The organism is uncultured Lactobacillus sp. (assembly GCF_944327175.1).
Classification (GTDB): domain Bacteria; phylum Bacillota; class Bacilli; order Lactobacillales; family Lactobacillaceae; genus Lactobacillus.
The window spans coordinates 1-20,179 of record NZ_CALVGT010000048.1; the positions used below are offsets into that span (position 1 = coordinate 1).

The window sequence follows — 20,179 nt, forward strand, 5'->3', positions numbered from 1 at the left end:
TCATCATCCAGTCCGAAAGGGTAGACAATATCCAAGACCTCTACGGTTTCAAGGTTCTGTTAGTTTAAACTATCGAATTTCGTAAAAAACAGTCAATCGACTGCTTATTTGTCATACCCAAAAAGCAAAAAAAACACTCATCAAACTTAGATGAGTGTCCTAAAGCATTCCCCGTTCAAAGTCAATGTCTTAACTTAATGACATTGCTGGTCCGGGTGCTGATGTTTTACTTCTCGTCTTATGTCTAAGTAATGACCAAAGTTGTTAATCGAGCAGACATATAGTTGAGTCAAGTCATCGCCGGTATACTGGAGGGCCTTCCTGGCCTTGTCGATGGCCGACTTGATGCTTTCCCGGGGATTAGTGTAGTAGTAGATCCCGGCCTTGATTCCGCCAACAGAGTAGTTGCGGAACACAAACTTCTGCAGCTGCTTAATTTTGGCGATATAATCGGTGTTGGTTGACAAGACCACGAAACGGTCGTCATTTTCATTGAAAGCTTTCAAAATAATATTAGTAGTAAAAAATAACAAATGTTTTGCTGACATAGAAAGATACAAATGCGAATTATATTACTCGGTGACAGCATCTTTGCCCGAAAAGAAGGCCTGGATCAGCCTAGAATCAACTGGACCCTGAAAGAGAAAAAGGCAGATCTGGAAATCGACAATACGGCGGTGTCCGGCATCAATTCCGGTGCCCTTTTAGCCCTGTTAGGGGACCTGGCCTTGAAGCGGCCCCGGGCTGACCAGCTTTTCTTGATGGTGGGCGTTAATGACGCAGCCAGCCATAAGCAAGTACCACTAGACCAGTACCGGAAGAACCTCCAGGCCATTGTCTCCGCCCTGGTCTGCTTTTATCCCGGGGCCAAAACCGTCCTGGTCTCCGGGCCGGCGGTGGATGAAGCTAAGCAGCAGGGGCGGACCAACGCAAAACTGGCAAAGTATGCTAAAGTAATGGAGGAAGTCGCGGCTGAATACCAGCTTGCCTATGCCGACTTTTTCACGGCTATGCTGAGGGAGGGAGACCTGAAAGCCCTGTGCCGGGGAGAGCTTGACGACGGCCTGCATTTCGGCCCGCGCGGTTATCGATTGCTGGCAGCGGAAATGATGAAGCAGCTGCCCAAGGAAGAGGTTAAACAATGAAGAAGATCTACGTGGTTCGCCATGGCCGGACCTATTTGAACAAGTACCAGCGCCTGCAGGGCTGGTCTGACGCCCCTTTGACTGAAGAAGGGATCAAGGGCGCCCACCGGATGGGGAAGGCCTTGAAGGATCAGCATTTTGACCTGGTGGCCTCCAGCGATTTGAAGCGGGCGGCTGACACCCGAAAGATCATCGTTTCCGAAAACGACAACTGGGAGTCAACCAAGATGACCCAGACCGCTGACTTGCGGGAGCTCTTTTTCGGCTATTACGAGGCCTTCCATGATACGGAAGGGGTAGCGGCGGCCTTCAAGTCCACCAAGTACCCCCGCCTGGTTGACGCGGTCAAGGACGGCTACACTTGGCGGGAAATCGGGGACTTGTTTCACGCGGCTGACCCGGAGGGGGATGCTGAAAGCGGGAGCGAGTTTGAAGACCGCCTGAAGCGGGGGATTAACTATCTGGTCAACTATGATGAGTCAGAGCGGATCCTTTTGGTTGGCCACGCCTGCGTCATCCACTGCCTGGCCTGCATCTACGGGGGCAAGCAGCTCAGAACGGACTTGCCTAAGCACAACGAGATGACGGTCTTGAATGTCGATGATAACGGCCAGGTCAGCCTGGAAGAATTTGGCCGGCTGATGTACTGATTTTTTGCCTGCAGGCCTATAATAGGATGTAGGAAAAGTAGGGAAAGATCTATCGAAAATGGTAGGTGAGACAGATGATTAGTAAAGAAAACAAGTTGCTGATCCGGCGCTATCTTTACGCCATGATCAACATGTACGGCATTATTCCGCTGAGACACGCGTACCATATTTTCAGCCACCAGAACCCCTTGCTCAACATTGACGAGGACGATTTCTGGGAATTCACCATGCTGGACCAGAGCGACCAGGACTATAATATCGCTGGTGAAGGGGAGCTGCTGGTAGAAGAGCGCGGCGAAGACGAGGATGAGGAATTCTACCTTTACGGCGACTGGGTCTTGATGGACCTGCCGCAGGATTTCAAGCAGATCAAAAAGCTCCAGCACAACCGCCTCTATTACGTGCCGGAGAAGGATGAATTTTTGCGCCGGGAAAACGAATGGTACTATGAACGGACCACGGCGACGGAAGAGTACCGCCAGTATCTGAAAGACAGCAATCCGGGCCTTAGCGACGACCGGTTGGAAGAAGCCTTCTTTGAAGCCTTGACTCAGCTGCACTCTGTCAGCTACGGCAAGACGGTGGAAGAGACCATCAACGCCGTGCCCCGGTCCTTGCGCCTGATTGGCTTCACTGTCACTGACGAGCAGGAAGATGAACTGCGGGACCTGCTCAGACGGATGCTGGACGGGACCCGGCAAGAAGCTTTGCGGGGGAAGATGTACAAGTACCACAAGCTGCCGACCGCTTTGGAAATCATTGAGACGGAAGGCTTGACCCCGGAAAACATCTCCCGGATCCACAGTGGGAAAATCGATGCCATGGAACTGGTGCCCCAGATCGAACTCAAGCAGCCCGACTTGGCCCAGCAGCTGGCTACGATTTACCAGCAGTAAGGTAAAATTAAACAAAGTAAAAGGCGAAACTCGGTTGAAGAGCTTCGTCTTTTCTTTTGTCTGCTTTCTTGCAGCTTATTTTTAATAGCCGCGGCTGACCTTGCCGCCACTGGCGCCGCTGAAGACGGGCAGGCCGGCGGCTCCTAAAAGCAGGTCTAGTGGCTAAGCACCGGGGATGACACTAGATATACACAACTTTCATAGAAGTTATCCACAATATATCGTAGTTACTTACAGGAGTAAGGCCCAAGATGTGGAAAAAGGAAAACTGGGCTAAGATAAACTGAAAGCAATTTTTTGCACTGCTTTAGCTTTTTGTCTATAATGGAAACTTAATACGCCTAATGGAAACAAGCAATGTAATGGAAATAAGGAGGCCACATGCGCTATCAGCAAATTATCCTGGACGTTGACGACACCTTGCTCGACACTGAAGCAACGGTCCACGACTCCCTGGTTCAACTCTTCAAATCCCATGGCTGGGAGATCAGTGACGAATTTGAAAAAGAATTCCACGCCTACAACCAGGGCCTCTGGCGCCGGCTGGAGAAAGGCGAGCTGACCTTGGACCAACTCTATGAGGTCATGTTCCCGGATATTATCAAAAAGTACTGCGGGGTTGAAGTCGACGGGATGGAGACCGCTGACGAATTTCACAGCTACTTCCACACCGGCCACAAGCTCCTGCCCGGGGTCAAGGACACCCTCCGCTATGCCAAAAGACTGGGCTACAACCTGGCGGTTTTGAGCAACGGGGAGCAGTTTGGCCAGGAGCACCGGCTGGAATTAGCCGGGATCAGACACTACTTTGACCTGGTCGTGACCAGCCAGGAAGCCGGGGTGCAGAAGCCGAACGCGGAAATTTTTGACTACTTTTTCGCCAGAAGCGGCTACAGCCCCAACCAGACAGTCTTCTTCGGCGACGGTCTGTCCTCTGACATCATGGGGGCGGAAAACTATGGCTTTGCCAGCATCTGGTACAACCACCGCCACCGGCAGAAGACCCTGCCGGTTCACCCCCTCTTTGAGGTGGACAACTACGCCCAGTTCCAGCGGATCTTGAAAAAAGATTTCGCCCCGACCGCTCTGCGTTAGTTTCCGTGTATACTTAAAGTAAGTAGACTTTAAGAAGGACTTGGGGAAAAATGGAAAATTACTTTTTTGATTTCGACGGCACGATCTGTGAATCGCGCCACATTTACGCGGCCAGCGTGCAGAAGGCCTTTGAGGTCCGGGGAGTCAAGGTACCAAGCACCGAAGACATCTACCAGGCCATGGGGATCCCGATCGACGTTTCAATCGCCCGCTGGGCCCAGGAAGGGCACAGAAGCGACCTGGCCCAGACCCTGTTTGAGGAAAGCATGGCGGAATACAAGCTGCTGGAGGACGACCAGGTCCGCCTTTTTCCAGGGATCGTGAAGACCTTGACTCAGCTGAAACTGGCTGGCAAGCAGCTCTTCGTCTGCTCTAGCAAGACCCACCCGGAAATTGCTCATAATCTGGAAAATCTGGGCCTGCTGGATCTGTTCGTTGATTTTGTGGGGGCCGATGAGGTGGTCAACCACAAGCCGGCCAGTGATGAAATCGACCTTTTGGTCAAGCGGCATGGTTTGAACTTAAGCGAGTCGGTTATGCTGGGGGATGCCAAGTACGATATCCGGATGGGGAAGAACGCCGGCTGCGCGACCTGCGCCTGCACCTGGGGCGCTTTTGACCCGGCCAGCCTGAAGAAGGAAAAGGCTGACTACACGGTCGGCTATCCCCTGGAAATTTTGGCGATCTAGAAAAATAAAGAGTAAAAACAACAAAGAGTAAAGAAAAGAAGAAAGTGAAGATAAAATGCGACTGATTTCTTGGAACATTGATTCATTGAACGCGGCCTTGACGGGGACTTCCCCGCGGGCGGAAATGACCCGGGGGGTCTTGAAAAACTTGCATGACCTGGATCCAGATGTCCTGGCCTTGCAAGAGACCAAGCTGCCGGCCAGCGGGCCAAGCAAGAAGCACCAGGCGGCTCTGGCTGACCTTTTTCCGGAATACGATTTCGTTTGGCGGTCCAGCATGGAGCCAGCCCGGAAGGGTTACGCGGGCACGATGTTTTTGTACAAAAAGGGCCTGGACCCGGTAGTGACCCGGCCGGAAATCGGGGCACCGGAGCCGATGGACTTTGAAGGGCGGATTTTGACTCTGGAATTCCCGGACTTTTACGTGACCCAGGTCTACACGCCAAATGCCGGCAACGGCTTGGTCCGCTTGGGCGACCGGCAGGAATGGGACAAGTGCTACCGGGCCTACCTGGAAGAATTGGATAAAAAGAAGCCAGTCCTGGCCAGCGGGGACTTTAACGCCGCCTACCAGGAAATCGACTTGAAGCACCCGGAAAACAACCACCATTCAGCCGGCTTTACGGATGAAGAAAGAGCGGGCTTTGGCCAGCTTTTGGCGGCGGGGTTCACGGATACCTTCCGCCAGATCCATGGCCAGGTGGAAGGGGTCTACTCCTGGTGGGCCCAGCGGGTGCGGACGGCCAAGGCCAACAATTCCGGCTGGAGAATCGACTACTGGCTGGTTTCCAACCGCCTGGCCGGCCAGGTGGAGAAGTCGGAAATGATCGCGACTGGGGAAAGAGCGGATCATTGTCCAATTTTATTGGAAATTAAGCTGTAATTCGGTTACAATTAGAAACTAGATGATGAAAAAACAAAGAATTTTTAGCAAAGAATTTTAGTATAAAGTATATGAGGCGTATGTGTATATGAAGAGATTAGAAAAAGGGATCATCGCTCTGATCCTGGTCATTTTTGCCGGTACGGCGATTATGGCCTTCACGAGCGGTGGCCAGAAAGCGGAAAGCAGTTCAGATGCTTTCGATACTTCAGAGTACCGGAAGGCGGTCAAGTCAACCGATAACCACCACTTCAAGAACTTGAAGGTGAAATTGACCGGCGAGAAGGGCAAGATTACTGGCATCCTGCCTAAGTCGCCGACTTCAATCAGCCTGCTCAAGCAGTGGAAGAGCAAGAAAATTGACTTGAGCTTCAAGGCCAGCAAGAAGGACGGCCTGCTTGTCAGCACGCAGAAGGTCAAGTTGCCGACTTCTAAGATGCAGGAACTGACCCATGCCATGACTGGCGAGATTGGCTATGATCCAGCTAGTGACAAGCTTTTGATTTTTGCCGGCGACAAGAACTACAGCCAAGGCTTCTACCCGCTGGGCCGCTTGAAGAGAAACGGTCCAAGCTCAGTATCTTTAAGTGCTAGCCAGGAGCCGCTGGAATTAAGTTTTACAGATTAAACAGGAGGACTTTCGTTTTTGCGGAAGTCCTTTTGTTTTTCCTTTGTTTTCTGAATTTTTAACCAGGTTCCAACTTTTTTAATTAAGTAAGGCTTGCACTTTAGCCAAACTTGTTTTATTGTTGATTATGAGAAAATGATTGATGACATATTAAAAATAAGGAGGAATCTTTGATGAGAAAAGTAGCAGTGATCGGCATGGGACACGTTGGGGCCACGGCAGCCTTTATTCTGTTTACCCACGGGGTAGCGGACGAATTGGTCTTGCTGGACAAGAATGAGACCAAGTGCCGGGCTGAATGGGGCGACTTGCGCGACACCCTGGGCAGAAACGACTTCTATGTCAACGTCAAGTGGGGCGACTGGAAAGAGCTGGCGGACGCTGACTTGATCATCACCGCTTTTGGTGACGTGGCGGCCTCAATCAAGACAGGCGACCGCTTTGCGGAATTCCCGATCAACACCAAGAACGCGGTTGAAGTTGGCCAGAAGATCAAGGACAGCGGCTTCAAGGGCGTCATCATCAACATCTCCAACCCTTGTGACGTGGTAACCTCCATCTTGCAAAAGGTGACTGGCCTGCCAAAGAGCCAGGTCTTCGGGACCGGGACCTTCCTGGACACTTCCAGAATGCAGCGGGTTGTCGGGGAAAAGCTGGGCCAGGACCCGAGAAACGTGTCCGGCTTCAACCTGGGCGAGCACGGGTCCAGCCAGTTCACGGCCTGGTCAACTGTTTGGGTCAACAACCGGCCAGCCAAGGACCTCTTCAATGAAGCAGAGAAAGAAGAAATGGACCGCTTGAGCAAGGACAATGCCTTCATGGTCGGCAAGGGCAAGGGCTACACCTGCTACGCTGTCGCTACCTGCGCGGTCCGTTTGGCCAGAGCCGTCTTCTCTGACGCCAAGTTCTACGGCCCGACCAGTTGCTACGTTGAATCTCTGGGGACCTACATCGGCTACCCGTCAATCGTTGGCAAGCATGGGGTAGAAGAAGTGCCAGTTCTGGACTTGCCAGCTGACGAACAAGGCAAGCTGGAAGCTTCCGCTAAGAAGCTGAAGGACAGCCTGGCCAGCTTGGAATAATTAAAACAATTCTAATGATTCAAAAAGTTTTAGCGTAAGAAAATCCTCCCGGACGGGAGGATTTTTGTTATAATAAGCTAAATTACAAAAAGTAAGTGATGTATTTGATAGGAGGTAAAAAATGACTTTGCATGGTTTGGAAGATACTTACGAATTAGCCAATGGGGTCAAGATCCCGGTGATCGGTTTCGGGACCTGGCAGACGCCAGACGGGGACGTGGCCCAAGAAGCAGTTGAGACAGCCTTGAATGCCGGCTACCGGCATATCGACACGGCCGCGGCTTATGGTAATGAAGCCAGCGTGGGCCGGGCCATCAAGCGTAGCGGTGTCAAGCGGAGCGACTTGTTCGTGACCAGCAAGCTTTGGAACGGGTCCCACAGCTATGAAGGGGCCAAGGCGGCTATTGACGACAGCCTGCTCAAGCTGGACACGGACTACCTGGACCTGTACTTGATCCACTGGCCAAATCCAGTTGCCATCCGGGACCACTGGGCAGAGGGCAACGCGGAAGCCTGGTGGGCCATGGAAGAAGCTGTTCAGGCCGGCAAGATCCGGGCGATCGGGGTTTCCAACTTCCGCCGCCACCACCTGGAAGCCCTTTTGAAGACGGCAGAAATCAAGCCTGTGGTCAACCAGATCTGCCTTAACCCAAATGACTTGCAAGCAGAAGTAACGGCCGCTAACAAGGAATATGGCCTTTTGAGCGAGGCTTACAGTCCTTTAGGGACGGGTGGCCTTTTGGGCAACGAGACCATTAAGGCAGTTGGGGCCAAGTACGGCAAGTCCAGCGCTCAGGTTTTGATCCGCTGGTCCCTGCAGCATAACTTTTTGCCACTGCCGAAGTCAGTCCACCCGGACTACATTAAGGCTAACGCCGAAGTCTTTGACTTTGAACTTACTGCAGACGACATGGCCAAGCTGGATGGCCTGCAAGGGATCGGCCAGCCTGTCCTGGATCCAGACCAAGCTGAATTTTAAAATGAAAAACTGAAAATATTTATAAGGAAGACTATATAATATACCAAAAAGTGAATTGGCAGTTATATAGTCTTTTTGCATATATTAGGAAAAAAGAACAAAAATTGCTAAAAATTTTTTCAAAAAAATTTGGCGGCGTCCGAAAAAATAGGCTGGCAAATTAAAAAGTGTTGGATGACTTTGAGAGCAAGTATCCAACACTTTTTTCTTCTACAAATAAGCAAGCAAAAACCCGCGGGTGAGAAGGCCCCGCGGGTTTTCGTTTTAGCTTTTAATGGATAAGTTTAAAAGTATGTGTTTGTAAAGTAATGTAAGTAATTTTTAAGTAGATTGTTGTAAGAAAATCTGTAAGTTTTAAAAAAGGGATTTCTAAGCGGCTAGATTAGCCAACCTTAACTGGAGTTTCAGCTTCCTTGCCTTCAACCAATTTAAGGTTGTTGTCGAAGGCCTTAACTACCATGTTGCGAACAGCGTGAGTAGTGTAGAAAGCAGTGTGTGGAGTTACCAGAACGTTTGGACGAGCGATCAAGTCAGCCAAACGTGCGTCTGGGAATTCCTTGCCTTCCCAGTCTTCGTTGAAGACGCCAACTTCACCTTCGTAAACGTCCATTACGTAACCGAAGAGCTTGCCTGAGTCCAAACCACGGATAACAGCGTCAGTGTCTACAAGTGGACCACGTGATACGTTAACAACAACAGCGCCATCCTTCATTTCAGCGATTGACTTGTCGTTGATCATGTGAACGTTAGCTGGAACGTCTGGTACGTGCAATGAGATAACGTCTGCTTGCTTGTACAAGTCGTCAAGTGAGTCTACGTAGTAGCCCTTCTTTTCCAATTCTGGGTTACGGAAGATGTCGTAAGCGATAACCTTAGCGCCGAAGCCTTCCATGATTTGCATGAAGACTTGACCGATGTGGCCAGTACCTACAACACCAACAACTTGGTCGCGAACTTCACGGCCGATAGTTGGTGCCCAACGCAAGTCGTGACGAGCAACCTTTTCGTCCATACGCTTGTCTTGACGCAGGACGCGGGCAGCTTGGATAGCAGCGTGTTCTGCGATGGCGTCTGGTGAGTAAACTGGAACGTTGGTGATTTGGAAGCCAAGTTCCTTAGCCTTAGCCATGTCGATGTTGTCAACACCAACGTTACGCAGGCTCATCTTAGTGATGCCGTTGTCTGCCAAAGCTTGCAAAGTTTCAGCGGTGTAGTCAAGTTGTTGGTAAACAACAACACCGTCAGCACCCTTTGCCAAAGCAGCAGTTTCAGGAGTCAAAAGCTTGTCAGTGTATTCAACTTCAACGTCCTTGTGAGCGTCTTCCCATTCCTTCAAGAATGGCTTTTCATCTTCACGAATTGCGTAAGCAAAAATTTTAGTCATTAATTGTCCCTCCGTTATTCTTGCTCTTACATTGATAATCTTAGCACAAAATCTCCGGGTAAAAAACTAAAATGTGAGTATTTGAGCAAATATTTTTCTTGTAAGCGCTATACTCAGTGGGTGACTTAGATTTAGTTCGTGAACTTGAGAATTTTTCACAAGCCTTATTTGTCAAAAAGGCTTAGACCCTTTAAACTGGTTTTAGCAAATAAAGGAGCAAGAAAAATGACAGTGCAAAAAATCATCCATGACCCTCTCAGTTTAAGCCAGCCAGCAGCTAAAGCAGCGGCCAGTGACCGGCAAGCAGCCCAGGACCTGCTGGACACCCTGCTGGCCCACCGGGAAAGCGTTGACGGCCTACCGCCCGCCGCTGGCCTGGCCGCTAACATGATTGGGGTAAACAAGGCGATTATCGCGGTCAACGCCGGCTTTTTACCTATAGTTATGCTCAACCCCAAGATCGTTAAAAGATCCGGCCACTACCTGGCAGAAGAAGGTTGCCTGTCTTTGCCGGGAGAGCGGCCGGCTGACCGCTATGAAGAGATTACGGTCAAATACCAGGATATGGACTTAAAAGAGCATGAGCAGGCCTTTACGGGCTTTGTGGCGGAAACTATCCAGCATGAGGTTGATCACTGCAAGGGAAAATTAGTTTAATAAGGTAGGAAAGCAAAAAGCTGGGCCAAACGGCTCAGCTTTTTTAATCGGTCAGGTAGGAAACCGGCTTGTTGACTTCGACCTTGGTGCCGGAGTATTTCTTAGCGATCCACTTTTGGATCTGCTTGTTATGGTAGAGCTTGCCCAGCTTCTTGTAAGTGGCATTGTTCTTGTTCTTCTTGGCAGTGGCCAGGACATTGATGTTGTTCTTGGTGCTCTGGTCAATCTTTTCGTGGTAAAGGGAGTCCTTCAGCACGTTCAAGTTGCCGGACAAGGCGATGGTGTTGCCGATTAAGACAGCGTCAACGGACTTGATGATCCGCGGGCCGGTGGTGTCGTCGATCAGCTTGAACTTGAACTTCTTGGGGTTGGAAACAATGTCGTTGGTGTTGCCGCTGGCTGAGTCAAAGTTCTTTTTCAGCTTGATCAAGCCGGCGCTTTGCAAAAGCAGGAGCCCTCTGGCTTCGTTGGCGGCATTGTTGGCCAAAGCGATCGTGGCGCCTTTAGGCAGCTTGGAGAGCTTTTTGTACTTGGAGGAATAAATTCCCATTGGTTCCAGGTAGGTTGTTGCCAGGGCGACTTGCTGGCCGGCATTGTTTTTTGACTTGTTGTAAGCTTCCAGGTAGGCCCAGGAGGCGAAGGCACTGACGTTGATACTGCCGTCAGAGGTTGCCCGCAGCAGGCTTGGCCCGTCGGTAAAAGCTTTTACCTTGATCTTAAGGCCCAGTTTTTTAGCCTGGCTGCTCTTGGCGATGTGCTGCCAGACTTGAACATCAGGGCCGATAGAGCCGACAGTGATGGTAGTCGTCTGGCTCTTGGCCATTTGCCGGGAAGAAGTCAGGCGAAAGGCGAAGAAGGCGGCAATGATGACGACGAGGGCGATGGCGGCGGCGATGAGCCGTTGCTTTTTCTTTCTTCTCATAATTTTTGCTCCTAAAAATAAAAACTAGTCTTCAACCACGTGGCGGTCAAATGGGTCGTCGCTGATGCCCTTCTTCAGGATGTCATTGCACCATTCCTTGGCGCTGAAGAGGGAGTGGTCGCGGTAGTTGCCACAGCTTTCGATGGTGGTGCCAGGCACGTCTTCCCAAGTGATATCGTCTCTGATGGCCTTGAGGGAGTCGCGCAGGGCCTTGGCTACTTCAGTGGTGGTGTGTTCACCCCAGGTAATCAAGTGGAAGCCCGTCCGGCAGCCGAATGGGGAGCAGTCGATGACGCCGTCTAAGCGGTCGCGCAGGAGGCTGGCTAGGAGGTGTTCAATGGTGTGCAGGCCGCCGGTTGGGATGGCGTTTTCGTTAGGCTGCACCAGGCGGAGGTCGAAGTTGGAGATCTTGTCGCCCTTAGGGCCCTCTTCAACGGTGATCAAGCGGACGTAAGGTGCCTTAACTTTAGTGTGGTCCAATTCAAAACTTTCTACTTTTGCCATGATAAAAATCTCCTTTTTTCTAAAAAATACTGTTTGACTAAATTACTTGAAAAAACGTGACAAAAAAAGTCCCTGAGCGAAATTGCTTTCGCTCAGGGACGTATTAGCGTGTTACCACCCATCTTCACGGCCAAAAGAGGCCGCCTTTAAGTACGCTCCGCCTGGGCGGAGTTATACTCGTGCGTGGTATCGGGCGCCTCCCGCGGGAAGCTTGCCGGAGCTCGCCTCCCGTATGACTCAAAGACCATGTTCGCCGGGGCCTCTTCAGCGCTTTTCAGCCACCGCGCCTCTCTGAAAGAAGATTTGACCAGCTACTTATCTTTTCCTTGTCAACGTGTTTTCATTTTTTAATCATAATATAATAACGGTAGCCGCTTGTCAACAGTTCGCGGCAAAAATTATCCAAGCCGGCTAATCGTCTTGGCCGTGGTCCTGCTTGGCTTCTTCCTCGCGCTTGATCTTGAGGACTAAGGGGTCAGTTTGATTACCAGGAACTTGGCAAAGTAGTAGGCAATCACGAAGAAGAAGATAATGCCGACCAGTTGGGCAAGCAGGACGTTGTAAGTTACCTCAGCTAAAATCATTTTTTCTCACTCCATTTCACAAAATATATTTTTCACTTTTGACGTCAAGATAATTATAGCTCTATATATTGTTTTTTATAATGTTTTTACACTATATATTCAAAAACGAAGCTGCTTTAATGTGCGGCTTCGTTTTTGAATGATTAAACTTTTTCTTTCATCATCTGCAGATACTTAGCTTGGTCAGACTTTGGAACGCCCAGTGCGTCTAGTGCCTCTTCTGCAGAAACGTTAAACTTTACCATTACACTCAGAGCGTTTTTTACGGTTGTCTCATAGATGCCTTCATTGCGGCCTTCATCAACGCCGAGCTTGCGCTCATGGCGTAAAGTTGTCTCGTATTCCAATCTGTTCGCCCTCCATTCTTGATTATGATTGTAGTAATCCATCTTCTCGGCGATGTCATTGATCAGAGCATTCTCGCGGTCAACTTGGCCATTCATCAGATCCAAGAACTTCTGCATGGTCGGACTGACTTTGCCGCTCACTCCTTTTGAGTTGACGTAGATGACGTGAGTGCCATCGCCAAGTGCCCGGTGCGTTTTCGGGCAATACACGATATAATTTGAAACCCGCTCCTTGTCCCCGAACTGGTCAAAGGGAGAGAAGATAATTACGAACATCGGTGGCAAATCATCGTAGTCAGTCCCGGCCAGCAAAGTAGTCATGTCAACCAAAGCCTTGTAATAGCGGCTCCGCTTGGGCTGGAAATCCCGGGAGAGCTGCATTTCGATGTCGTAGATCCGCCCTCGTTCGTCAAAGGCCTGGATATCCAACCGGATAGCCTTGTCCTCACGGCCACCCTTGATTTGTGACTGGGCTTTGGTCGTCACCTTTTTAATCTTGAGTTCTGGCAACAATTCTTGCAAGAGCCGGGTGCAGATCTGTTCATCGCTCATCACCGCGAAAAACATAAAATCGTCAGTAATGCCGATCGGTTCGTACTGGTCCAAATTATTTTCCTTGCTCATATTATAAAGCATCCTTTCACTGGTTAGCTATTTTTACCCCTCCATTTACTAGTACGTTTTTTCGGCAAAAATTTTCTGACAAATTCAATTTATTTGAAGGAAATGGCGATAAAACCCCAAAACTCTTTACACTACTTGCTCAGAGTAAAGAAAAAACCGCCAGCCGCGGTTAAATACTAGCGGCTGGCGGTTATTAATTCTTAGTCCAAACGGTTGAGGAGCTCCTTCAAGAAGTCGTAAGTGCTGCCGACGTAGCGGTAGTCTGAATCTTCGAAGACGATAGCGTTTGGGTTGGTGTTGACGGAGATGATGTTTTCAGCATGGTCAACAGTAAAGGTGTATTGCGGCGCGCCGGCAATCCCCAGGTTGATCAAAACTTGCGGCTTGATCTTGTGGCCGTTGACACCGAGCTGCTGGCCACGGTTGAAGTCTGAGCCGACCATTGGTCTGGTAACCCCGATTTCAGCACCCAGCTTTTCAGCTACTTGCTTGGCCAGAGCGATAGTCTCCGGCTGGTTGGCACCGCGGCCCAGAGCCAGGACGATCTTAGCCTTTGGCAGGCCGGCTGCTTGTGATGGGCTGCTTACCGCGTCAACCGCGCCGGCTGGAGTCTTGGCTGCTTCCAAAAGCGGCAGGATCTGGTCAAGGTCAGTCAAGTCAGCTTGCTTTCTTGCCACTTCCTGGCTTGGTACATCAGCCATTTCAGCGTTGCTGATTTCCGTGTACATCTTTTCGATTGTGCCTTCAGCGATTTCCATGGCTCTGGCGTCTCTTATCAGGTGTTCCGGAGCAAATTCAGCGCTGTAGCCGTAGCCACCCATGATCTGCAGGGTCAAGTCGCAGGATTCAACCGCTGCCTTGCTCCCGAAGCACTTAGCCATAGCGGATTGTTCCATGTATGGCTGGCCGGCGTCCTTCAAGCGGGCTGCTTCTTGGTAAACCAAACGGGTCAGTTCTTTGTTGGTTGCAATCTTGCTGATCTTGTACTGGGTAACCTGCATGTCCTTGAGCAGGGTCTTGCCAGACTTGCGCTTAGCCGCGTAGTTTTTGGCAATATCAAGGGCGTGTTCCTGGATCCCGGTCAAAACGGCCCCCATCAAGTAGCGGGCATCATCGTGGGCGTTGTTGGCAATTTCCAAACCTTGTCCCCGTTTGCCCAGCATGTTTTCCGGACCAACTTCGATCTGGTTCATGACAACTTCACCGCAAGGAATCCCCCGCAGGCCGATGAACTTTTCAACATAGCCGAAGGAGAAGCCCGGCATCCCCTTGTCCACGATAAAGACTGAATATTCATTAGGACCAGTCTTCACGTTGACTGAGTAAACTTGAGCCAGGGTCCCGTTGGTAATCATAACCTTGTCGCCGTTGATGATCCAGCGGCCATCCTTTTCAACAGCGTAGGACTGGTGGGCACTTGGGTTGGAGCCGCCTTCTGGTTCAGTGTTGGAGAAGCCAAGGATGGCTTGGGCGCCCCAGGCAAAGTAGCGCTCCTTAGCAGCGTCAGTGCCGTACTTGGCCAGCTGGTCACAGCTCTTGTAGTGGCCTTCCAGCATTACGCCGACACTGGCGTTGGCCTTGGCCAGGATGTTGACGATCTTGCCGGCGGTCATGGCGCTGACGCCTAAGCCGCCATATTCTTTAGGAATTTTTGCCTTCAAAAGGCCCAGGTCAACGATCTTCTGGAAAAGGCCGTTTGGCAGCTTGGCCTGGCGGTCGATCTGCAGGTCAAAAGGTGCTACGTCCTTGTCTGCCAATTGCTGAACGGCTTGTAAAAGTTCGGTTTCATTAGTCATGCTAGTATCCTCATCATTCTTTTATTATATAGAAAAGCAACGTTTTTTATTTCACACAGCCGAAATAAAGAAAACGCTTTTATAGCTATATACTATCACTAACTAGTGGCAATTTGCAATAGGGGGGAATAAAAAAGGCCCACTCGCGTGAACCTTTCCAGTTTAATCAAGTTGAATTTCGCGGTCAAAAAGCCGGCGGATTTCAGCTGACAGATTATGGGCGATGAACAAAATAGTTTTGTCAGTCTTAAGCAAGCGGGTGATAATATCCTGGCTGGCTGCCCGGCCGCTGTTGCCAGTGATGAGAATTTTTTCACCAGCATGGATGATCAAATCGGGGTAGGACAAAAGCTGTTTGCCGCGGGTTAGGGAGACCTGTTTGACCTCGATTTTGGCTATCCGGCTGACTGACCACAAATTGCTGTTTTTCTTGCTTTCCTGCAGGCGGGTAAGCCGCTGGCGCAGATTTTTGATCGAGTTCAGATAGGAACAGCTGCCAGTTTGGTCAATGGCTGGGTCTGCTGGATCAGTTTTTTGGCCTCGGGGGACTTGGCGTAAGACGCGATCTGCTCGAGGATTTGCTCGAATTGTAATGGGTCTGTTTCAAAAATATTAGTCATCTAATTTTCCTTTAATCTGATATGCGTAAAAAACCGGTCTCCAAAAAAGTTGGAGACCGGTTGCTAATATTCTGCTTTAATTAAGCGAAGTTTTCCTGCAGGTCCTTCACGCCGGCTTCTGACAGGGTGGTGTAGACTGAGCCCTTGACGCCCTTGAAGGTTTCCAGGCTAAGGTCGATGCTCTTTTCACCATTGCTGCCATCGCTGACTGCCACGCCCAAAAGCTTGTAGGCGGTTGAAGTCGGGTCTGGTGAGAAATACAGGCGCTTCTTGCCGTCAGTTACTGACTTTTCAGTGTAGAAGTAGACCTTGGCCGGGTTGGACTTGACTGCCAGGTTGAGGTCGCTGGAGTCAACCATGTTCAAGGTCAGCAATTCGTAGTGCTGAGCCAGGTGACCGCCAACGCTTTGGAAGACAGCCAGGAACTTTTCAGTTGCTTCAGGGTCAACTTCACCGAAGTCAATGTTGTCGTTTTCTTGTACCAATGACAAGATCAACAAGTGCTTAGTATCCTTGTCGTAGTATACGCTGAAGTTTTCAACGCCGCCTGGCCAAGGAGCCTTGCCCTTTTCGTATTGGGTAAAGTAGACGCTTGAGTCGTTCTTGACAACCAGCTTGTTTGCGCCGTCAACGGTCTCCAGACTGATGATTGGCATTGGCGGAACATAGCTGTCCTTTTGACGCTGTGCCCACAGCTGGGATTGCTTCTTCTTTTCATTGTGGGAGTTGATGTAAGTACCCACGCCGATGATGATGATCAATAATAAAAGTATCCAACCCATAGTTGTCTAAACCTCCAGTATAGGCATTTCTTCCGAGCTGAAAAAATGCTTGATTAATGCTAAGTTAAAATTTATCTGGCTCAAAGCTAAGTGCTAAGCCCGTTTATATCTTTTAATTTTACTACAAAATAGCCGTTTGGCAAACCTTGTATAGGCCGCAAAGTTATTAAAATTAAGCGGAGACGGGGTTTTTTTAGAAAAAAGCAGCTGATCCTTATTAGAAATAAATTAAGTTAGTGCTTGGCATTCTTTTCAATGTTTTCCCTTAAGTAGCCCAGGTACTTTTGCCCGATGGAAGAGAGCTGGTGCAGACGGTTGGTCAGGTAGCCGATTTCAATGTATTCGTCGCTGATCAAAGGTCGGGCGATGATGTCGTCCCCGTTTAAGTCAGCATTGATAATGCCGGAAGAAATGGTATAGCCGTTCAGGCCGATAGCCAGGTTAAAGAGGGTGGCCCGGTCACTGACGATAATAGACTTGGGTGAGTGCTGGTCAGCCAGGGTTTCTTCCCAGTAATAAAAAGAATTGTGCTGACCTTGGTCGTAGCTGAGCTTGGGGTAGGGCAATAGGTCTGCTAAAGAGACAGCCTTTTTGCCGGCCAGGGGATGGTTTCTGTATAAAAAGACGTGGGGGCGGGCCTTAAAGAGGGGAGTAAAGCTGAGTTTCTTTTCCTGGAAGCTGTTTTCCATGACCTGGCGGTTGTAGCGGCTGAGGTAGATGATGCCGATCTCGCTGTGGAGGCTGGCCACGTCTTCGATGACTTCATAGGTCCGCATTTCTTTGAGGCTGGCTTGGTAGTCGCTCTGGCCGATTTCTTTTAACAGCTGGACGAAAGCGTCAACGGCGAAGGCATAGTGCTGGGCCGCCACGGAAAAAATCTTCGGCGCGCTGGACTGGTCGCCATAGCGGCGCTCCAAGAGCTGGACCTGGTCCAGGATCTGCTGGGCGTATTGCATGAACTCCCGGCCATCTTCGGTCAAGCTAACCCCTTTTTTGCCCCGGATTAAGATGGTGATCCCCATTTCTTTTTCCAGCTGTTTGATGGCGCTGGACAGGGTGGGCTGGGCGATGAAAAGCTCTTTGGCTGCCTCGGTCATGTTGCCGAGGGTGACGACTTTTTGTAGATAGAGCAGTTGCTGGATGCGCATGCTTGAACCTCCATAGTTTAAATCTATCGATACGCGATAAAAATAGCTATTTTCAATCATAACGAGATCTGGCTATAATAACAAGCATTAAGAGCAAATTAAAAACACGATTTAAAAACTTCGGAGGTAATTCAGATGTCATTTCCACGTTACGATATTGTCGGCAGTTTCTTGCGTCCAGCAGCATTAAAGGAAGCCCGGGAAAAATTTGCCCGCGGCGAAATCAGCCAGGCCGAGCTTACGGCCGTAGAAGACCAGGAAATCAAGGCTCTGGTGCAAAAAGAAGTCGCTGCCGGCTTAAAGGTAGTTTCTGATGGGGAATTCCGCCGCAGCTATTGGCACCTGGATACCTTCTGGGGCTTTGGCGGGGTAGAACACGTGCGGGCTGATCATGGTTACTTTTTCCGTGATGAAGAAACCCGGCCAGACGCGGCCAAGCTGGTTGGCAAATTGACTTATGAAGCCGGCCACCCAGATGTAGCAGCTTTTGACTTCCTCAAGCCTTTGGCGGATGCTGCTGGCGTTGAAGCCCGGCAGAGTATCCCTGCCCCGGCCCAGCTCTACTGTGAACTTATTTGCCGCAGCGACGAATTGATCGCGGCTACTGATGCCGTTTATCCAGACCGGGCCGAACTGGCTAAGGACGTTTCCAAGGTCTACCGGGAATTGATTTTGGACTTGTACAAGCACGGTGCCCGCAACATCAAGCTGGACGACTGTACTTGGGGCGTTTTGGTCAACGACAGTTTCTGGCATGCTTTTGACGAAGGCCACCTCAAGCGCGAAGAAATCCTGCAGCTTTACAAGGAAATCAATGAAAATGCCTTGCTTGACCTGCCAGAAGACTTGCGGATCACGACCCACATCTGCCGGGGCAACTACGACTCAACTTGGGCTTCAGAAGGTGGCTACGGCCCAGCCGCTCTTTACGTCTTCAAGGAAAAAGGGGTGGATGCCTTCTACCTGGAATTTGACGACGACCGGTCAGGCGACTTCGCTCCTTTAGCTGAAGTGCCAGCTGACAAGATAGTTGTTTTGGGCCTGGTAACCAGCAAGAAGCCAGAATTGGAAGACCCGGAAGCTTTGAAGGCCCGGATCAAGGAAGCCGGTCAGTACCACCCATTGGCTACTACGGCTCTTAGCACTCAGTGCGGCTTTGCCTCAACTGAAGAAGGCAACCACTTGACTGATGAAGAACAATGGGCCAAGATCAAGCTGGTCATCGACACGGCTAAGGAAGTTTGGCCAGACGCTGAATAATCAATAGGGATGCCTCCTTACGTGGGGCATCTTTTTGATATTTCCTTTATGCGTATGCTATGGTATTATTTTCTTGGATTCGCATATGTGAATTTCAATTTTTGCTGGAGGAAAAATTAGAATGAGAGCGAGAAAAAGTATCTTAGCAATTTCGTTGAACATGTTGCTGATCGTAGCTGCCTGCTTGCTGATTGACAAATTAGCCCACAGACAGAGCACTTTTTGGGGTATTCTTTCTTTCCTGGCCTTCTACGGGACCTATGAGTTCCAAATTAGCGAGTCCGTGCCAAAGAAAGTCCACACAATTGTAAACGTGATCTTGGGAGTGGCCGCTTTAGCCATCGTCTGCGTGCTCATATATATCAGCTCCCATAACTAGACAAACAAGATTAGATGCCTCCTTACGCGGGGGCATCTTTTTGATATTTGGAAAAAATGTCACAAGTCTGATAATTTTCTCAAAAAGTCGGCCGAAGCGCTTTCGAAAAGCTGAATTCTTCTTTATAATAGGACTAGCGAAAAGAGAACATTGAAGAAATGAGGCAACTACTTTGAAGAAATATGCATTTGGTGTTGACATCGGTGGTACCACTGTAAAGATTGGTTTGTTTGAAACCAACGGTGAATTGTCCCAAAAGTGGGAAATCCCAACCAGAAAAGAAGGCAACGGGGCCAAGATCCTGCCTGACATCGCTGCTTCTCTGAATGACAAGCTGAAGGAACTGGACATTCTTAAGGAAGAAGTAGCCGGGATCGGCATCGACGTGCCAGGTCCAATCCTGGATGACGAAATCGTCAACCGCTGCGTCAACCTGGGCTGGGGCGTCTTCAACGTGGCTGAAAAGGTCCGCAAGCTGACTGGCCTGGACGAAGTCAAGGTAGCCAACGACGCCAACGCGGCTGCTTTGGGTGAAATGTGGCAAGGTGGTGGCGAAAGCCACCAAAACGTCGTCATGGTTACCCTGGGTACTGGTGTCGGCGGCGGGATCATCTCTGAAGGCAAGATCGTTGCTGGTGCCTTTGGGGCTGCCGGGGAAATCGGCCACATGCTGGTCAACAAGGATGAAACCCAGCTTTGCGGCTGCGGCAAGAAGGGGCACCTGGAACAATACGCTTCCGCTACTGGTATTGCCCGCAAGGCTAAGGAACTTCTGGCTGAAAGCAGCGAAGAATCAAGCCTGCGCGGGGTAGATCAGCTTGACGCCAAGGCAGTCTTTGACGCGGCTAAGGAAGGCGACAAGCTGGCTTTGGAAGTCGTTGACTTTGTCGGCGAAACTTTGGGCACGGCCCTGGCTTCCATCTCCTGCGTCTTTGACCCAGAAGTCTACGTCATCGGCGGCGGGGTCTCCAAGGCTGGCCAAATCTTGATCGACACGGTGCAAAAGCACTTCGTTGACGCGGCCTTCCACGCTTCAGAAGGTACGGAATTCGCCCTGGCCCAACTGGGCAACGATGCCGGTATGTACGGTGCCGTTAAGATGGTCCTGTAAGAAAAAATCTAAAG

The 20,179-nt window shown here is 50.1% G+C and carries 23 protein-coding genes; 13 read left to right on the forward strand and 10 right to left on the reverse strand.

What is annotated here, in order from left to right; all coding sequences use genetic code 11:
• Nucleotides 1-194: 194 nt before the first annotated feature.
• Nucleotides 195-506: a hypothetical protein gene (locus Q0J41_RS05995; protein WP_296227349.1), complete on the reverse strand. Its 312-nt coding sequence runs from the start codon at nucleotides 504-506 to the stop codon at nucleotides 195-197.
• A 54-nt stretch (nucleotides 507-560) separates the two neighbouring features.
• Here Q0J41_RS05995 and Q0J41_RS06000 point away from each other — a divergent pair, with 54 nt between their 5' ends.
• From Q0J41_RS06000 to Q0J41_RS06040, 9 genes are all read left to right on the forward strand, one after another.
• Nucleotides 561-1,145: an SGNH/GDSL hydrolase family protein gene (locus Q0J41_RS06000; protein ID WP_296227351.1), complete on the forward strand. Its 585-nt coding sequence runs from the start codon at nucleotides 561-563 to the stop codon at nucleotides 1,143-1,145.
• Complete coding sequence (locus Q0J41_RS06005) at nucleotides 1,142-1,795, forward strand: histidine phosphatase family protein (protein ID WP_296227353.1); 654 nt, start codon at nucleotides 1,142-1,144, stop codon at nucleotides 1,793-1,795. Before Q0J41_RS06000 ends, Q0J41_RS06005 begins: the two co-directional genes overlap by 4 nt.
• A 74-nt stretch (nucleotides 1,796-1,869) precedes the next feature.
• Nucleotides 1,870-2,691, forward strand: a complete 822-nt coding sequence (locus Q0J41_RS06010) for a hypothetical protein (RefSeq protein WP_296227355.1) — start codon at nucleotides 1,870-1,872, stop codon at nucleotides 2,689-2,691.
• Between the two features lie 381 nt (nucleotides 2,692-3,072).
• Nucleotides 3,073-3,786: a YjjG family noncanonical pyrimidine nucleotidase gene (locus Q0J41_RS06015; RefSeq protein WP_296227357.1), complete on the forward strand. Its 714-nt coding sequence runs from the start codon at nucleotides 3,073-3,075 to the stop codon at nucleotides 3,784-3,786.
• Nucleotides 3,787-3,836: 50 nt separating this feature from the next.
• Entirely contained in the window at nucleotides 3,837-4,475 is a 639-nt protein-coding gene (locus Q0J41_RS06020; RefSeq protein ID WP_296227359.1) for an HAD family hydrolase, read from the forward strand.
• 55 nt (nucleotides 4,476-4,530) lie between these two features.
• The gene (locus Q0J41_RS06025) at nucleotides 4,531-5,358 is read left to right on the forward strand and encodes an exodeoxyribonuclease III (RefSeq protein WP_296227361.1); all 828 of its coding nucleotides are present in this window, start codon (nucleotides 4,531-4,533) and stop codon (nucleotides 5,356-5,358) included.
• 88 nt (nucleotides 5,359-5,446) lie between these two features.
• The gene (locus Q0J41_RS06030) at nucleotides 5,447-5,986 is read left to right on the forward strand and encodes a cyclophilin-like fold protein (RefSeq protein WP_296227363.1); all 540 of its coding nucleotides are present in this window, start codon (nucleotides 5,447-5,449) and stop codon (nucleotides 5,984-5,986) included.
• 173 nt (nucleotides 5,987-6,159) lie between these two features.
• Nucleotides 6,160-7,068 (forward strand): L-lactate dehydrogenase, encoded by a 909-nt coding sequence (locus tag Q0J41_RS06035; protein ID WP_296227365.1) that lies wholly within the window; start codon nucleotides 6,160-6,162, stop codon nucleotides 7,066-7,068.
• A gap of 121 nt (nucleotides 7,069-7,189) precedes the next feature.
• On the forward strand, nucleotides 7,190-8,047 hold the full coding sequence (locus tag Q0J41_RS06040; RefSeq protein ID WP_296227367.1) for an aldo/keto reductase: 858 nt from the start codon (nucleotides 7,190-7,192) through the stop codon (nucleotides 8,045-8,047).
• A 382-nt stretch (nucleotides 8,048-8,429) separates the two neighbouring features.
• On the opposite strand, the gene Q0J41_RS06045 is transcribed toward Q0J41_RS06040, so the two are convergent.
• Complete coding sequence (locus Q0J41_RS06045; RefSeq protein ID WP_296227368.1) at nucleotides 8,430-9,431, reverse strand: D-2-hydroxyacid dehydrogenase; 1,002 nt, start codon at nucleotides 9,429-9,431, stop codon at nucleotides 8,430-8,432.
• Between the two features lie 225 nt (nucleotides 9,432-9,656).
• Here Q0J41_RS06045 and Q0J41_RS06050 point away from each other — a divergent pair, with 225 nt between their 5' ends.
• The gene (locus Q0J41_RS06050; protein WP_296227370.1) at nucleotides 9,657-10,088 is read left to right on the forward strand and encodes a peptide deformylase; all 432 of its coding nucleotides are present in this window, start codon (nucleotides 9,657-9,659) and stop codon (nucleotides 10,086-10,088) included.
• A gap of 43 nt (nucleotides 10,089-10,131) precedes the next feature.
• Here Q0J41_RS06050 and Q0J41_RS06055 read toward each other — a convergent pair whose 3' ends face one another.
• The 8 genes from Q0J41_RS06055 to Q0J41_RS06090 form a co-directional block, all read right to left on the reverse strand.
• The gene (locus Q0J41_RS06055; RefSeq protein ID WP_296227372.1) at nucleotides 10,132-11,010 is read right to left on the reverse strand and encodes a MetQ/NlpA family ABC transporter substrate-binding protein; all 879 of its coding nucleotides are present in this window, start codon (nucleotides 11,008-11,010) and stop codon (nucleotides 10,132-10,134) included.
• A gap of 24 nt (nucleotides 11,011-11,034) precedes the next feature.
• Nucleotides 11,035-11,514 carry an S-ribosylhomocysteine lyase gene (locus Q0J41_RS06060; RefSeq protein WP_296227374.1) on the reverse strand — a complete coding sequence of 160 codons (480 nt, stop codon included), beginning with the start codon at nucleotides 11,512-11,514 and terminating at the stop codon, nucleotides 11,035-11,037.
• Nucleotides 11,515-12,241: 727 nt separating this feature from the next.
• A complete protein-coding gene (locus Q0J41_RS06065; RefSeq protein ID WP_296227376.1) occupies nucleotides 12,242-13,069 on the reverse strand; it encodes an Rpn family recombination-promoting nuclease/putative transposase in 828 nt (275 codons plus the stop codon).
• Nucleotides 13,070-13,269: 200 nt separating this feature from the next.
• Nucleotides 13,270-14,865, reverse strand: a complete 1,596-nt coding sequence (locus Q0J41_RS06070) for an acyl-CoA dehydrogenase family protein (RefSeq protein ID WP_296227378.1) — start codon at nucleotides 14,863-14,865, stop codon at nucleotides 13,270-13,272.
• Nucleotides 14,866-15,027: 162 nt separating this feature from the next.
• Nucleotides 15,028-15,282, reverse strand: coding sequence for a hypothetical protein (locus Q0J41_RS06075; RefSeq protein WP_296227380.1), 255 nt, complete (start codon nucleotides 15,280-15,282; stop codon nucleotides 15,028-15,030).
• A gap of 62 nt (nucleotides 15,283-15,344) precedes the next feature.
• Nucleotides 15,345-15,485, reverse strand: coding sequence for a hypothetical protein (locus tag Q0J41_RS06080; RefSeq protein WP_296227381.1), 141 nt, complete (start codon nucleotides 15,483-15,485; stop codon nucleotides 15,345-15,347).
• 80 nt (nucleotides 15,486-15,565) lie between these two features.
• The gene (locus tag Q0J41_RS06085; RefSeq protein WP_296227383.1) at nucleotides 15,566-16,267 is read right to left on the reverse strand and encodes a hypothetical protein; all 702 of its coding nucleotides are present in this window, start codon (nucleotides 16,265-16,267) and stop codon (nucleotides 15,566-15,568) included.
• A 233-nt stretch (nucleotides 16,268-16,500) separates the two neighbouring features.
• Nucleotides 16,501-17,415: a LysR family transcriptional regulator gene (locus Q0J41_RS06090; protein WP_296227385.1), complete on the reverse strand. Its 915-nt coding sequence runs from the start codon at nucleotides 17,413-17,415 to the stop codon at nucleotides 16,501-16,503.
• Between the two features lie 135 nt (nucleotides 17,416-17,550).
• On the opposite strand from Q0J41_RS06090, the gene Q0J41_RS06095 reads away from it, so the two are divergent.
• From Q0J41_RS06095 to Q0J41_RS06105, 3 genes are all read left to right on the forward strand, one after another.
• Nucleotides 17,551-18,675: a 5-methyltetrahydropteroyltriglutamate--homocysteine S-methyltransferase gene (locus Q0J41_RS06095; protein WP_296227386.1), complete on the forward strand. Its 1,125-nt coding sequence runs from the start codon at nucleotides 17,551-17,553 to the stop codon at nucleotides 18,673-18,675.
• Between the two features lie 121 nt (nucleotides 18,676-18,796).
• Nucleotides 18,797-19,054 (forward strand): hypothetical protein, encoded by a 258-nt coding sequence (locus Q0J41_RS06100; RefSeq protein ID WP_296227388.1) that lies wholly within the window; start codon nucleotides 18,797-18,799, stop codon nucleotides 19,052-19,054.
• Nucleotides 19,055-19,226: 172 nt separating this feature from the next.
• Nucleotides 19,227-20,165: an ROK family glucokinase gene (locus Q0J41_RS06105; RefSeq protein ID WP_296227390.1), complete on the forward strand. Its 939-nt coding sequence runs from the start codon at nucleotides 19,227-19,229 to the stop codon at nucleotides 20,163-20,165.
• The last annotated feature ends 14 nt before the right edge of the window (nucleotides 20,166-20,179 follow it).

Coding starts and splice junctions, on each gene's coding strand:
- Q0J41_RS06030 (WP_296227363.1), top strand. CDS start 5,447: ATGAAGAGATTAGAAAAAGGGATCATCGCTCTGATCCTGGTCATTTTT.
- Q0J41_RS06010 (WP_296227355.1), top strand. CDS start 1,870: ATGATTAGTAAAGAAAACAAGTTGCTGATCCGGCGCTATCTTTACGCC.
- Q0J41_RS06070 (WP_296227378.1), bottom strand. CDS start 14,865: ATGACTAATGAAACCGAACTTTTACAAGCCGTTCAGCAATTGGCAGAC.
- Q0J41_RS06045 (WP_296227368.1), bottom strand. CDS start 9,431: ATGACTAAAATTTTTGCTTACGCAATTCGTGAAGATGAAAAGCCATTC.
- Q0J41_RS06060 (WP_296227374.1), bottom strand. CDS start 11,514: ATGGCAAAAGTAGAAAGTTTTGAATTGGACCACACTAAAGTTAAGGCA.
- Q0J41_RS06100 (WP_296227388.1), top strand. CDS start 18,797: ATGAGAGCGAGAAAAAGTATCTTAGCAATTTCGTTGAACATGTTGCTG.
- Q0J41_RS06000 (WP_296227351.1), top strand. CDS start 561: ATGCGAATTATATTACTCGGTGACAGCATCTTTGCCCGAAAAGAAGGC.
- Q0J41_RS06040 (WP_296227367.1), top strand. CDS start 7,190: ATGACTTTGCATGGTTTGGAAGATACTTACGAATTAGCCAATGGGGTC.
- Q0J41_RS06085 (WP_296227383.1), bottom strand. CDS start 16,267: ATGGGTTGGATACTTTTATTATTGATCATCATCATCGGCGTGGGTACT.
- Q0J41_RS06050 (WP_296227370.1), top strand. CDS start 9,657: ATGACAGTGCAAAAAATCATCCATGACCCTCTCAGTTTAAGCCAGCCA.
- Q0J41_RS06095 (WP_296227386.1), top strand. CDS start 17,551: ATGTCATTTCCACGTTACGATATTGTCGGCAGTTTCTTGCGTCCAGCA.
- Q0J41_RS06035 (WP_296227365.1), top strand. CDS start 6,160: ATGAGAAAAGTAGCAGTGATCGGCATGGGACACGTTGGGGCCACGGCA.
- Q0J41_RS06020 (WP_296227359.1), top strand. CDS start 3,837: ATGGAAAATTACTTTTTTGATTTCGACGGCACGATCTGTGAATCGCGC.
- Q0J41_RS06015 (WP_296227357.1), top strand. CDS start 3,073: ATGCGCTATCAGCAAATTATCCTGGACGTTGACGACACCTTGCTCGAC.
- Q0J41_RS06080 (WP_296227381.1), bottom strand. CDS start 15,485: ATGACTAATATTTTTGAAACAGACCCATTACAATTCGAGCAAATCCTC.
- Q0J41_RS06090 (WP_296227385.1), bottom strand. CDS start 17,415: ATGCGCATCCAGCAACTGCTCTATCTACAAAAAGTCGTCACCCTCGGC.
- Q0J41_RS06065 (WP_296227376.1), bottom strand. CDS start 13,069: ATGAGCAAGGAAAATAATTTGGACCAGTACGAACCGATCGGCATTACT.
- Q0J41_RS06005 (WP_296227353.1), top strand. CDS start 1,142: ATGAAGAAGATCTACGTGGTTCGCCATGGCCGGACCTATTTGAACAAG.
- Q0J41_RS06025 (WP_296227361.1), top strand. CDS start 4,531: ATGCGACTGATTTCTTGGAACATTGATTCATTGAACGCGGCCTTGACG.
- Q0J41_RS06055 (WP_296227372.1), bottom strand. CDS start 11,010: ATGAGAAGAAAGAAAAAGCAACGGCTCATCGCCGCCGCCATCGCCCTC.